Raw genomic sequence first — 13,574 nt, forward strand, 5'->3', positions numbered from 1 at the left:
TATGATATAGATTTAATTATCTTAAATATTATGGAAAAGTCAATTTATTTATCTATAATTTTATTATTATTCTAGCATAAAATGATAATTTACCAGACCCGATTAGAAGAATTTTAAGAAAGTCAGGAAAATAGGGAAATTTAACAATTAGTATTTTAAGCAAAATCTTCTACAAAGCTTGTTTTATGAGTGCAATCAGCCCCGAAAATATCTCTCAATTCTCTCACATGGCCAAGCTTTATGATTTCAATATCGCAAGAAGAATAATTACCATTCTTAGGCATAATTGCTCTCTTAAATCCCAATTTTTGTGCTTCTTTCAGCCTTAAGTCAGCATGTGAAATATTCCTAATTTCCCCTGAAAGTGCAATTTCACCACAGATTATTGAAGAAGTAGGTAGCGGAAGACTTATCACACTTGAAATAATAGATGCTGCTACTGCAAGATCAGCCGATGGCTCTTGTATTTTCAGTCCTCCGGCAATATTTAAATACACTTCTTTATCGTGCAAAAACATCTTACAGCGGGCATTAAGAACCGCTATGATCATAGCCAAGCGATTAGCATCCCATCCAACCACCGCCCTTCTTGGAGTTGCCATGTTCGTTTTTGCTATTAATGCTTGCACCTCCATTAAAATTGGCCTTGAGCCTTCAATTCCTGCAAACACAGCACTACCCACTACTTCTCTATCACGATCCATTAAAAACAGCGATGATGGATTCTCAACAGGTACTAGCCCAACTTCTGTCATCTCAAAAATACCTATCTCATTTGCAGGACCAAACCTATTTTTAATTGCACGCAAAATACGATGTTGATTGCTATTTTCACCTTCAAAATGTAACACTGTATCCACCATATGCTCCAGAGTTTTAGGTCCAGCTATTTGCCCGTCCTTATTTATATGGCTAACTATGAGAAGCGAAATACCATGTTGTTTAGCAAAAACAGTTAATTCATGAGCACAGATACGAACCTGTGCAATCGTACCAGGAGCAGAAGTTATTCTTCTATCATAAATAGTTTGTATGGAATCAATTACCACCAGTTTTATGTTCTTATTCTCTTTGATAATAGTTAATATATCATTTGAAGAAGTTGTAGATAAAAGTTTAATTTTCTTATCATTTATTTTGAGTCGCTTTGCCCTTAAGCTCACCTGCTCTAAAGATTCTTCACCAGATACATAAAGACATTCAAAGGGAGAAAATTGCACAACATTAGCTGCAATTCTAAGCAAAAGGGTAGATTTGCCAATGCCAGGCTCACCACCAATTAAAATGCTAGCACCATGAACAATTCCTCCACCAAACACTCTGTCTAACTCATCTATACCTGTTAAAAAACGATCTGGAGTAATGATCTCGCTATCCGACAATGCTTTCACTAAGATCAGTGCAGATGAGTTCTTTTTATCAGTTTTAACTGCTATTTCCTCAACAACTGTGTCCCAGCTGTCGCATGCTATGCACTTACCTACCCATCTGCCGGTGCTGTGGCCACAAGATTGACATACATATATGGTTTTCATTTATACGTTAATAAATTCTTATCAAAAATCTAGTAAAATAAATAACTTAATGATGTCCAGACTACTTGTTCTTTTGATGATTATATTACTGTGTTTGCCGTGTCAAGGCTTAGAGCTCATATCTATGCAGAAAAAAACCATGAAAAATAGCAGAATAGCTGGTGATCCTATAAATATAGTTATAGTTGGAAGTAAAGAAGCAATTCATGAAGCTTTCACGAGTGCAGGGTGGAGTGTTGCAGATAAACTTACCCTGTCTAAAAAGAGGCTTTGTTGCATCGCTCTTTGGATAGGAGGCAATGCATAATAAATTCATGAAGCTATCTCAAATTTAGCCATGCCTATTTCAGTAAATTTGTTCAGCAAATAACACTTGAGTAGCATTTCTTTCTCACGGTTAATCTCAGATTTGTTCCTAAAACTAAACCCAAATGTTTGCTTCAGTCGCGAGAAAAAACTTTCTATATAAGATCTCTTCCCATAATTTATCTCTTTTTTCCACTTCTTCATACCATCTTCACCATATGACTTTATGAGCTTGATTGTAGAATTTCTCTCAGCCATATAATCCAGCTTTGGATGCTCCACTGCATTGTTTTGCAGAGGAATTTTTGTCTTTATGCCAAGCTCATTGCACAATTTGTATAACTTCTTTCGATTATATGCTCTGTCTGCATATAGTGTGCTTATATTGTATTTAGCATTAGCCCTTGCAATAAGATCACAGGCTCCATAGTGGTCAGAATAAACTCCACTACTGTATTTTGCAGCTATGACTTTTTTGCTACCTATCTCCAGCATTACATGCAATTTTCTTGTTTGCTTATAGCCACGGTACTTTCTATCTGTACCGTTTGCCTTACTATGGCCTGGAATATTATTGTAGATGCTTATTCCAGTGCTATCTATGGCGATCTCAATATTTTCCATACTGTTTTTATCATGTCTTCGATCATTAATTTTTAAGTTAAGCTTTTTGAATCTTCTGGAAGCCTGGGAATAGCTGATAACTTGCAAATTTTTTCCTATTTGCTCAAGGTATCCCGCTATAAACCCCACCGTTTGTCTTAGGCCTATTCTAAACAAATAAGTTATTATGTGAATTAGAATTACGACTTTATCACTATAAATATTGTTGCTACCGGCCATTTTGGGACTTTTTTCGTACCAATTTTCTATGGCATCGTTGACGTAATAAAAAATATTTCCTCTTTCTTGGAGAAATTTGTTATATTCGTAGCAGTTACTGACTTTCATTTTGACTGGCATATTTTTCCTTTGTCGGTTAAATGCCTGTTTATAATGAATTTTGTCAGTAACTCCCAGTTCTTTTTACTTTAGCTATGCAACAAAGCCAGCCCAGTGCAATATTTTCCAGCCATAATTGTCTTCAGCATTAACATCAGCATTATTTTTAATCAATAATTCTGCTATTTCCTGACATCCTTGCTGAACTGCTACCTTTAATGGTGTATAACCACTATTCTTTTCTTTAGCATTAACATCAGCACCATTTTCTATTGCTAATCCAGCTCCTACTGCATTGGATTCTTTTACTGCTTCAATTAATAATTTAGTATAATAATCCTTAACACCAAGCTCCATTAATGCTGCTATTTCTGCATGTCCTGTTTCACGAGCCAAATCTGGCGCTGTCCTGCCATCATTATTCTTGATATCAATGTTTGCATTATTCTCTAACAGTAATTTTACTATTGGAAAGGCATCCTTCATTGCTGCCCAGTGTAGTAGCGTATTTCCATCCTTATTTTGAGCATCAACGTTAGCACCACTTTTTATCAATGATTCAATTTTTTCTGAATTTCTTTCTTGCATTGCAAGAAACAATTTGCAAGTTTTATCACCAAATTCTAGAAGTTCCGCCATTTCTGTATGCCCTTTTTCACGAACCAAGTCCGACACTGTCTTGTCATTACTATTCTTGATATCAATGTTTGCACCGTTCTCCATCAGTAATTTTATTATCGTGAAGATATCTTTACCTCTTATGACTGCTAAATGTAGTGATGTATTACCATCTTTATTTTGAGCATTAATGTCAGCACCACTTTTTATCAATAATGCAATTTTTTCAAAATTGCCTTCTTCTATTGCAATAAACAACTTGCAAGTTTTTTCACCAAGTTCCAGAAACCCTGCTATTTCTGTATGTCCTTTTTCACGAGCTAAGTCCGACGCTGCCTTGCCACCATTAACCCTGATATCAATGTTTGCACCGTGTTTTATTAGCGATTTTACTATTTCCACTTCCCCTCTCAAAGCTGCCCAATGTAATGGTGTAACGCCATATATATCTCGAATATTCACGTCAGCACCATACTTAAGCAACGTTTCAGATAATTTCTGATGTTCATGTTTAACTGCAAAAAGTAGTGGTGTATAGCCGTATTTGTCTTGAATGTTCACATCAGCACCATACTTAAGCAATGTCTCACACACTTCCTGATTTCCAGATTCTGCAGCCAAACTTAGTGCTGTACGACCCTCAATATCTCCAACGTTAATATCAGCACCCCTTTCAATAAGTATCTCAACTAATTCTTTATATTGAGCCCAGTGTATTGGTGCACGTCCTTCATCATCTGGAACATTTACATCAGCACCCCTATCAATTACTTTCTCTATAATCCATAGTCTTCCTTCCTTAATAAGACGGGCAACAATTGGCGACTTCAAGTTAATGCCATCAACCTGAATCTCAGCAAGAATCGTCGCTTCATCATATGATATTTCTTTAGGTTGTTCTGTTTTTATTGTCATACAAACTCCATATCAAAAATATAGTTAACACATTATCACAAACTTTCTAATTTATTATTAAACTAGCATATATAATATTTAAAAGCTTAAATGTGTTGGCCACGGTAAAACTTTTCTAATCTCAGATACTTCTACAAAACCTTGAGTTCTGTTTGAATTTTTATCACCTTACTAGGTAATATTACCAACGAGCTAATTGAGCAGGAGCCCTGACTGAATTTTATTCCATCCACAAGCTCTCCATTTGTCACTCCAGTTGCGATGAATACTGACTCACCTCTTGCCATGTCTTGTATAGCGTAGATCTTTTCTGTATCGTGAATACTGAGACTTTTTGCCCTTTCTTTTAGTCTATCTGTGTCAAAGATTAGCTTACCTTCCATTTGTCCTCCTATTGAGCTAAGCGCTGCAGCAGCAAGCACTCCTTCTGGTGCACCTCCTATGCCAATATACATGTCATGATTGCCGTTTATCAGTGACACAACAGCTGCAACATCACCATCATCTATTAACTTAATTCTTGCTCCTAAATTTTTAATTTTCGTTATTAACTCATTATGCCTATCACGTTTTAGTATAGTTACTATTAGGTCACTTATTTTACATCCCTTTGCTTTAGCTAAGCTATTTAAATTTTCTTCAACACTATTTTTGAGTGACACCACACCTTCTGGAAGATTTTTTCCTACTGCTATTTTCTCCATATAGACATCAGGTGCATGCAGAAAGTTACCCTTTTTTGCTGCTGCCAAGACAGACATTGCCCCTTGTTTATAATGAGCACAAATTGTAGTACCTTCAAGCGGATCAACAGCAATGTCAATCCCATGACCACTCCCAGTGCCAACTCTTTCACCAATATATAGCATTGGTGCTGAATCCCTTTCACCTTCACCAATTACAATTGTACCATCTATTTCCATAGAATTTAGTTCAGTACGCATTGCATCAACTGCAACCTGATCAGCTCTTTTTTCATCGCCAAGGCCCGCCAATTTATATGCAGCAAGTGCCGCAGCTTCAGTTACTTTCACTAATTTATAAGCTAGATCTTCCATCATCTATTTGAAAATATTAATAAGTAACTAGAATATATCTCATGCTGCTTGAGAGTGCAATATTTTGACTTATTGCAGGAAATTATTATAACTAAACCATTGTACTGGAGGATTTAATTACGTTGTACAGTAATAATACTGTTGAAGATCTATATCGAAGAATAGCCATAATAACAGCATTGCATGTAATAAACTCTACATTACCAAGCTATAATAAAATGAGAGGATATAGTGTTAAGTGGTATAATAGCCCTTGTACAGAAGTCAAGAGGAATCGTATCCATTCAGGTGTATGGCTTAAGAAGCAATAGCCAGTAGGTTTTGAAAAGGATTTAACTTCTTTTGCCTCCAAGTCAAGTACAATGAAATTATCCTCTCAAGAAACATATTTCCCCGTTTCGATTGTGTAAAATATGAAACTTTTCGGTAAACAACGTAATGCCGAATCTGTCGCTCAGCATAGTTGTTTGTCAGTGGAATATTTTCTGGATCGTCCAAAAATTTCCACATCATCAGATCCGATTTCATGATATTTTTTGCTACTCGAGACGCTCCAATTGCCTCAGGTAAATTTGATATATTCTTTAAGTAATATCTCGTTCGCTTGCGTAATTTTCTTGCTCTTCTTATGAACCTTAATGTGTCTATTTCATCCTTTAACAGAGCTTTTTTCAATGCAAATAATTCAGTAGCAACATTCCTTAAATAATACCCCAAAACTTTCACTTCGCTATTCCAACTATGAGACAACCTTTCAAAATCTCTTGCTAAATGTGCCCAACAGACCTGCCTTTTCTTGCTGGAAAAGTAGTTGTAAGCTGCATATCTGTCGGTCACTACTAGGTTGTTATTCTTTCCAAATTTACTATTTTCCAGGACTTTCATCCCTCTTGACTCTGTCAATTTGATCACACTTCCTATTTTGCTCGCAAACATCCAGCACCAGCCCTGTTTACCTTTGTTGTAATGGCTAGTTTCATCGATATGTAAAATTTTGCTCTTGCTTACCTCTTCCTCAATTTGCTCATATGCTTCTTGGCATTTTTCTGCCACTCTAGCCTCGCTATTTGATACACTACCGACGCTGATATCCAGGTTGAAAATGTCCTTTATAATATTTGCCACTTCTTTTTTCGAATTCTTGTAAAATCCACTTAATGCTGTAATTACTGACTTAACTCTTGGACCAAATGTGTCCGCAGTTACTCCTTCTTGTAGCTTGCTACTTTTTCTTTTTCCACATCTTTTGCAACGTCCATGCTCTAGTTGATATTCAACTACATACGGCTTGATTTCCGGCAAATCGACCTTTTGATGAGTATACGGATCTTTTGATACCGCAATTTCTCCTCCGCACTCACACGTATTGGGCAGTTCTATTTTTACCATCTCATCTGCCTCCATTTTAGGGCGGTAACTGCCTTTATGTCCAACCTGTGCTCCTACTTTCCTGTCACTTTTTGGCTTATTTTCCCTCATCTTATATAATTCTTTGGAGCTTGGTATAGATGAATTTTTTGAATTTAAGCCAAGCCTTTCTTTTAACTCAGCGTTTTCGATCCTTAGCGCTTTATTTTCTGCTTTAAGCTCTTCTATTTTTGTTTCTAACTTTTCTATAGTCTGCTTAAACTTTCGCAAAATTCTAAAAGATCAACCATATTACCTCACAGCCACTCTAGTTTACCTTTTTAGCATTCCTTGTCTACTCTTTATTTTACCGCCCGGCTGAATGGATACGAAGTGAAGTTATTGGCTGAATCAAACAGCTTATTGCCTTAAACTTGGGTTTATATTAAATTTCTAATCAGGCATTAAGGCTTTTCTTTATGAAGCTAAGCCTTAAGTAAGATTTTCCTGAAAATGAGCTGCTTTCTCTTTTTTGCCTTTATATTCCTCTGCCGTGTCCATAGGCTGCTTTTTAGCTGTTATATTTGGCCACTTTTGTGAATATTCTATATTTATATTATAAAATGATTTGAAAGTTTTTTGTTCGCTATTGAGAAGCTGATCATCTAACTCTAAAATATCTTTTATAGCATCGTCAGTTACAATTGCATCAACTGGACATTCAGGTATACACACTCCACAGTCAATGCACTCATCTGGGTTAATTACCAGCATGTTTTTGCCTTCATAAAAGCAGTCAACAGGACATACCTCTACGCAATCCGTATATTTACATTTTATGCATTTATCTGTAACAAAATGCGTCATGAAAAATTTTATGTTTATATTACTTTGAGTACACTAAACTAATTAAAAACTCAAGTCTTTTGATGTAATATTGATTGAGATATTCATATATTGTTGAATACTTTTGAAGTATACTTTTAGTTGTATTAATGAATGAAAATTCTTCTATGAAGATACATAAACTAAACGATGAAGAATTAGCAGTGTGGTTAAGCTTTGCTAGAACTTTAGGGTCAACAAAATTTTTCAGTGTGCTAAGAGCATGTGGATCATTAAACAAAGCATCAGAATATCTCAATAAATTAATCAATAATTAGAAAATATATAGTATTCAAAGTGCATAAAAAGAAATAAATAACGCAAAAAGCATAGGAGCTAAAATCATATCCGCCTGTGACCCTGATTATCCAAAGCTTTTGAGAAACATTTCAGATCGCCCACCTGTAATAACTGCACTTGGTGACATATCACTATTAAATCGTGAGATAATTGCAATAATCGGCGGGCGCAATGCATCAATGAATGGAAGAAATTTTGCCAATAAACTTTCACTTGATTTAAGTGAAGCTGGCTTTGTAATTGCTTCTGGGCTTGCAAGAGGAATTGACACAGCAGCAAATAGCATAATATATAAAAATCACCCTACAATTGCTGTCGTAGCAAGCGGGATTGACATAGTATATCCAAAAGAAAATTTAGATTTATACAAAAAAATTATTGAGAACGGAGGATTAGTAATTACTGAACTTCCCTTTTCTACCCAACCAAAGCCTCAGTATTTTCCTCAAAGAAATCGGATTATATCTGGTGTATCACTTGGTGTCGTAGTGATTGAAGCATCAAAGCGCTCTGGTTCGCTAATTACAGCAAATCTTGCTTTAAACCAAGGAAGAGAAGTATTTGCAGTTTCAGGTTTCCCTTTGGATTCACGTTGTAGCGGTAGCAATTATTTAATAAAAAATGGTGAAAAACTTATCGAATCTGCAGATGACATAATAGAAAGCATTAGATTCAACTTACCTACACAGCAAAAAAATCTGTTTGACATTGAGTATTCAGAGTTTGACAAAGAAGACTTTAAACAAGAAGGATTACAACAAGCAAAAAGTGTGATAGTTAATCATATAAGCTCCATGCCAGTTGATATAGATGAACTTATATCAACAAGTGGACTTTCCACAAATTTAGCCTTAATGGCACTGCTGGAATTAGAGTTAGAAAATAAAGTAGAGCGTTCGCCGGGAAATAAAATATCGCTACTTTTTTCTTAAATTGATTACAAAATTAACTAATAGACCCTCTTTTCTGGTGCTATAAAATCAATTTCATTAGTCAGAGTTTTCTCTGCTACCTTTTTGTAGTCAATCTTTACATTGGTTTCTCCTTTCTTCTCTTTAAGCCATGCCATGCTATGCTTCATCCAATTTTTATCATCACGCTCTGGAAAATCCTCACGTGCATGTGCACCTCTACTTTCTTCTCGATTAGCTGCACATTCCATGGTAATAATTGCTTGTGGCATCATATTAGCAAGTTCCAATGCTTCAACCAGATCACTATTCCATATCATGCTACGATCCTCAAGTGCAATATCAGGCATCATTTTCGCTACCTCTTTTATAGCTTTTTTACCTTCTTCTAAAACTTCGGCAGTACGGAACACTGATGCATATTTTTGCATAGTATTCTGCATTTCACTGCGTATTTGTGCTACTCTATAACCACCAGAAGCAAAACGCATTTTATTGAACCTATCCATTATCCGATCCGTACAATTAGAATGCAGTTTTTTATGCGTTTCATTAGGTTTGACCTTTTCTTTTGCTCTCAGTGCTGCAGCTCTCCCAAAAACCACAAGATCAAGTAGTGAGTTAGAACCAAGCCGATTTGCACCATGCACAGAAACACATGCAGCTTCTCCAATTGCAAATAACCCTTCTACTACTACTTCTTTGCCTTTATTTAAAGTAATTACTTCTCCATTATAATTGGTTGGAATTCCACCCATATTGTAATGAACTGTTGGAATAACTGGTATCGGATCTTTAGTTACATCAACTCCAGCAAAAGTTTTTGCAGTTTCACTAATTCCTGGCAATCTGAGTTTTATCACCTCAGGATCAAGGTGAGCTATTGTTAAATGCATATAATCCTTCTTCGGCCCAACTCCCCTTCCCTCTCTAATTTCAATCGTTATGGCGCGACTTACCACATCACGTGAAGCTAGATCTTTTGCCTTTGGTGCATAACGCTCCATAAACTTTTCACCTTCAGAGTTCACCAAATAACCACCTTCGCCACGGCACCCTTCTGTCATTAAGCACCCAGAACCATATATTCCTGTTGGGTGGAATTGTACAAATTCCATGTCTTCAAGCGGCAAGCCAGCTCTCACTACCATCCCATTACCATCACCTGTACAGGTATGCGCACTTGTAGCAGAAAAATAAACACGACCATAGCCACCCGTTGCCATAACTACTGAATGCGCACGGAATCTGTGTAATGTGCCATCACAAAGCGACCAAGCAAGAACCCCGCAACACGCTCCTGTTTCGTTATCCATAATTAAATCAATTACAAAATACTCAACAAAAAACTCAGCATTCAATTTGAGACATTGTTGATACAGAGTATGTAGGATTGCATGCCCTGTTTTATCTGCTGCTGCACAAGTGCGTTGTGCCGACTTTCCTTTACCAAATTGAGTTGTCATACCTCCAAAGGCACGCTGATATATTTTTCCGTTTTCCGTACGAGAAAAAGGCACCCCGAAATTTTCTAGCTCGATAACAGCCTTTGCAGCATTTTTGCACATATATTCTATGGCGTCTTGATCACCAAGCCAGTCTGAACCTTTTATAGTATCGTATGCATGCCAACGCCAGTCATCCTCACCCATATTACTAAGAGCAGCACTTATTCCACCTTGTGCTGCAACTGTATGGCTTCGTGTTGGAAAAATTTTAGAAATACACGCAACTGAAAAATTAGCAGCCATGCCAAGTGTTGCTCTAAGACCTGCCCCACCTGCACCTACGACCACTACGTCGTATTCATGCTCTATTATCTCGTATGCCGATTTATCCATATCTACTTATTTTATAACACATGCCTATAATACCACAGAAGCAAGGAAAATCCATACAAGTTTTCTGGGTACGGGTTAACAAAAACAGACTTTCAAAAAAGAAGCCTATTGAATTTAAGTCAGCGTTTGATACACAGCCAGATCCTCAATATACTACATTTTTTTCAGTAAATTTCTTACTTTTTTTTTACCTTACCAAAAAACCCTTCGGCTTGTTCTTTCATATTCGCACTTTCTTCTTCTTCAAATGCTTTTATTAGCTCAATTTGTTTTTTGGTTAAGTTCTTTATATTTAAAGTCTCAACTATAACCTGCACATATAAATCACCGCGTGCATGTGAATTCATATATGGCATACCCTTATCCCTACAGCGTAGTTTAGTACCAGTTTGAACACCCTCTGGAACTTTAACTCCTATTTTAGCACCATCAATTGACTGAACTTCAATCTCACCACCAAGCACAGCCAGCGTCATTCTTATTGGCACTTTACAGTGCAAATCTGCTTTATTGCGAACAAAGATTTTGTGTGGAGCTATTTTCACACATACATATAAATCCCCGTTTTTTCCATTCCTTGTTCCAGCTTCCCCTTTACCACTAACTTTTACTTTAGTACCTTCTTCTACACCTTTTGGAATTGAAACCGATATATTTACCTCATCTCTTTTACGTCCACTACCACCACATTTATTACATTTATTTTTTATTATTTCTCCTTCTCCATAACATGTAGTACATGTCCTTTCGATGGTAAAAAAGCCTTGTTGCGCTCTAATTCTCCCACTACCTTGGCATGTATGGCATTGAACTGGTTTAACGGCCCCTTCACTACCTGTACCACTACAGGTACCACATTTTACATTTGTTACATAGTGTATAGGAGCTTGTATTCCTTGAAATGCATCTTCTAAGCTAATCTCAAGATCATAACGCAAATCTGCACCTGTTGCTCCTTGGCTTGCTGAACCTCTTTTTGTCCTTGAACCACCACCAAAACCACCTCCAAAAAAGTCGTTAAATATATCACTAAAATCCTCTGCAGAACTAAAACCTTGACTAAAATCAAAACCACCGTTAGAGGTACCATCATGGCCATAGCGATCATAACCTGCCCTTTTTTGAGAGTCAGACAACACTTCATATGCAGCAGTTACTTCTTTAAATTTTTCCTCTGCTTCCTTATTACCAGGATTTCTGTCAGGATGATACTTTAGTGCCAGTTTTTTATATGCCTTTTTTATCTCATCAACACTAGCATTCCTATCCACTTCCAGCAGATCATAGTAGTCTTTTTTGCTCATATATAACTTAACGCCTAACCATTAAAGATAGGCATTCCATGTACTAATTTCAAGGCATGAATAGTACAGGATATGAGATTGTACACCTAGGAACCTGTCTGCAAACTATACAGGAAAAAATTGAGATTTAGGAGCATTATATACTATGCAGCTTGAGCTTGCAAACCAAAGCACTTATCTGCCGCTACATTAGTGAGATATCCAGATGCTCCACCAATAACTGCACCTACTATTCCCGATATTATAGCTGTTGCAACAAGTCCAATAGCGGCAATTTCAATAACTCCCGTTGCAGCGAGTGTAAATCCCATAACGCATAGTACGACTGAACCTATTATCATCCAACCTTTTGAAGAGATTCCTAAGAAATGCTTCGGATTGGTTGATTGCCTTTGTGCTCGCTCAGCAGCGTTACTTTTAGGTATGTGTGATGGTGTACCCGCACTACTTAGAGTTGGCTGTGGATCAAGATCCGGATTTTGTGCAGATTCAATGTCTGCACTACTTAGCAAGGTAACTATTTCTATATGGCCTTCTTTTCTGGCAAGGTCCAACGGGGTTTTACCATCATTATCTCCAATGCTAATATTAGCTTTTTTATCTACAAGGAGCTTTACAACTTCTAAACGACCTCTATTAACAGCAATATGAAGAGGCGTACAACCATGCTTGTTTGCAAGATTCATCTCAATTCCTCTTTCTTCTAAGAGAAGTCGAACAACGTCTAAATGACCTCTCTCAGCAGCAATAAAAAGAGATGTACAACCATCATCCTGATCCACAACATTAACTTCAGCGCCATGATTTAGAAGCTCTTCAACAACTTCAAAATTACCGTCTCGAGAAGCAACAAAAAGAGGTGTCCAGCCACACTGATCTATAGCATTAACATCAGCACCATCCTTAAGTGCCTGCTTCACACCATCTGAATTCCCTGCAGCAAATAACTTTTTGTTTCTTTCTTGTTGTGCTTGTATTTCCCTAAGAACATCCACAATACCTGTATGGCCCTTTTTTTTGGCAAATTCCAACGGGGTTTGACCATTATGATCTTCAACATTAATATCAGCTCCTCTCTCTACAAGAAGCTTTGCAACTTCTAACTTACCTCTAAGAATAGCAATATGAAGAAGCGTCCAGCCATGCTTGTTTGCAGCATTAATATCAGATCCGTGCCTTAGCAGTGCTTTAACAACTTCCAAATTACCTTCTTGAGAAGCAACAAAAAGAGATGTCCAGCCATTTTCGTTTGCAGCATTAATATCAGGTTTGTGCCTTAGTAGCGCTTTAACAACTTCCAAATGACCTTCTCGAGAAGCAATATGAAGAGACGTATCACCAAAACCGTTTGCACGGTTCACTTTAATTCCTCTCTTTGTTAAGAGAAGTTGCATAATTTCTGAATTACCTCTTTTAGCAGCAACATGAAGAGGTGTCCAGCCATGCACGTTTACAGCATTAATATTCGCACCACCTTCAAGTGCCTGATTTATATCATCTTCATTCCCATTATCTATTACAGTAAATAATTTTTCGTCTCTTTCTTGTTGTGCAAAAAAAACATCTACAATACCTGTATTGCCCTTTTCTTTGGCAAGGTCCAACGGGGTTT

9 protein-coding genes and 2 pseudogenes are annotated in these 13,574 nt (G+C 36.9%); 2 read left to right on the forward strand and 9 right to left on the reverse strand.

Annotated elements, in window-relative coordinates; translation table 11 throughout:
• Window positions 1–155: 155 nt before the first annotated feature.
• Window positions 156–1,535, reverse strand: a complete 1,380-nt coding sequence (radA, locus tag HF197_RS03340; RefSeq protein ID WP_168464271.1) for a DNA repair protein RadA — start codon at window positions 1,533–1,535, stop codon at window positions 156–158.
• 139 nt (window positions 1,536–1,674) lie between these two features.
• Between radA and HF197_RS03345 the strand changes: the two genes are divergently transcribed.
• Window positions 1,675–1,842: an LssY C-terminal domain-containing protein gene (locus tag HF197_RS03345; protein ID WP_218938899.1), complete on the forward strand. Its 168-nt coding sequence runs from the start codon at window positions 1,675–1,677 to the stop codon at window positions 1,840–1,842.
• 5 nt (window positions 1,843–1,847) lie between these two features.
• Here the strand turns inward: HF197_RS03345 and HF197_RS03350 are convergent, their stop codons facing one another.
• The 5 genes and pseudogenes from HF197_RS03350 to HF197_RS03370 form a co-directional block, all read right to left on the reverse strand.
• The gene (locus HF197_RS03350; protein WP_168463866.1) at window positions 1,848–2,804 is read right to left on the reverse strand and encodes an IS5 family transposase; all 957 of its coding nucleotides are present in this window, start codon (window positions 2,802–2,804) and stop codon (window positions 1,848–1,850) included.
• A 72-nt stretch (window positions 2,805–2,876) separates the two neighbouring features.
• On the reverse strand, window positions 2,877–4,316 hold the full coding sequence (locus HF197_RS03355) for an ankyrin repeat domain-containing protein (protein ID WP_168464272.1): 1,440 nt from the start codon (window positions 4,314–4,316) through the stop codon (window positions 2,877–2,879).
• Window positions 4,317–4,447: 131 nt separating this feature from the next.
• On the reverse strand, window positions 4,448–5,374 hold the full coding sequence (gene glpX, locus HF197_RS03360) for a class II fructose-bisphosphatase (protein ID WP_168464884.1): 927 nt from the start codon (window positions 5,372–5,374) through the stop codon (window positions 4,448–4,450).
• Between the two features lie 297 nt (window positions 5,375–5,671).
• Window positions 5,672–7,032: pseudogene (gene tnpC, locus HF197_RS03365) on the reverse strand (IS66 family transposase).
• Between the two features lie 181 nt (window positions 7,033–7,213).
• Window positions 7,214–7,588 carry a ferredoxin family protein gene (locus HF197_RS03370; protein ID WP_168464273.1) on the reverse strand — a complete coding sequence of 125 codons (375 nt, stop codon included), beginning with the start codon at window positions 7,586–7,588 and terminating at the stop codon, window positions 7,214–7,216.
• 146 nt (window positions 7,589–7,734) lie between these two features.
• On the opposite strand from HF197_RS03370, the pseudogene dprA reads away from it, so the two are divergent.
• Window positions 7,735–8,838 (forward strand): annotated as a pseudogene (dprA, locus tag HF197_RS03375) (DNA-processing protein DprA).
• 17 nt (window positions 8,839–8,855) lie between these two features.
• Here dprA and sdhA read toward each other — a convergent pair.
• The 3 genes from sdhA to HF197_RS03390 form a co-directional block, all read right to left on the reverse strand.
• Window positions 8,856–10,658: a succinate dehydrogenase flavoprotein subunit gene (gene sdhA / locus HF197_RS03380; protein WP_168464274.1), complete on the reverse strand. Its 1,803-nt coding sequence runs from the start codon at window positions 10,656–10,658 to the stop codon at window positions 8,856–8,858.
• Window positions 10,659–10,834: 176 nt separating this feature from the next.
• Window positions 10,835–11,962, reverse strand: coding sequence for a molecular chaperone DnaJ (dnaJ, locus tag HF197_RS03385; RefSeq protein ID WP_168464275.1), 1,128 nt, complete (start codon window positions 11,960–11,962; stop codon window positions 10,835–10,837).
• A gap of 143 nt (window positions 11,963–12,105) precedes the next feature.
• The gene (locus HF197_RS03390) at window positions 12,106–13,566 is read right to left on the reverse strand and encodes an ankyrin repeat domain-containing protein (protein ID WP_168464276.1); all 1,461 of its coding nucleotides are present in this window, start codon (window positions 13,564–13,566) and stop codon (window positions 12,106–12,108) included.
• Between the last annotated feature and the right edge of the window lie 8 nt (window positions 13,567–13,574).

It is taken from the genome of Wolbachia endosymbiont of Ctenocephalides felis wCfeT, from assembly GCF_012277295.1.
In the GTDB taxonomy this organism is placed as follows: Bacteria; Pseudomonadota; Alphaproteobacteria; order Rickettsiales; family Anaplasmataceae; genus Wolbachia.

What these genes read in the sequence shown, in the direction of transcription:
- radA (WP_168464271.1), bottom strand. Translation starts at nt 1,535, where the DNA reads ATGAAAACCATATATGTATGTCAATCTTGTGGCCACAGCACCGGCAGA.
- HF197_RS03345 (WP_218938899.1), top strand. Translation starts at nt 1,675, where the DNA reads ATGAAAAATAGCAGAATAGCTGGTGATCCTATAAATATAGTTATAGTT.
- HF197_RS03350 (WP_168463866.1), bottom strand. Translation starts at nt 2,804, where the DNA reads ATGCCAGTCAAAATGAAAGTCAGTAACTGCTACGAATATAACAAATTT.
- HF197_RS03355 (WP_168464272.1), bottom strand. Translation starts at nt 4,316, where the DNA reads ATGACAATAAAAACAGAACAACCTAAAGAAATATCATATGATGAAGCG.
- glpX (WP_168464884.1), bottom strand. Translation starts at nt 5,374, where the DNA reads ATGGAAGATCTAGCTTATAAATTAGTGAAAGTAACTGAAGCTGCGGCA.
- HF197_RS03370 (WP_168464273.1), bottom strand. Translation starts at nt 7,588, where the DNA reads ATGACGCATTTTGTTACAGATAAATGCATAAAATGTAAATATACGGAT.
- sdhA (WP_168464274.1), bottom strand. Translation starts at nt 10,658, where the DNA reads ATGGATAAATCGGCATACGAGATAATAGAGCATGAATACGACGTAGTG.
- dnaJ (WP_168464275.1), bottom strand. Translation starts at nt 11,962, where the DNA reads ATGAGCAAAAAAGACTACTATGATCTGCTGGAAGTGGATAGGAATGCT.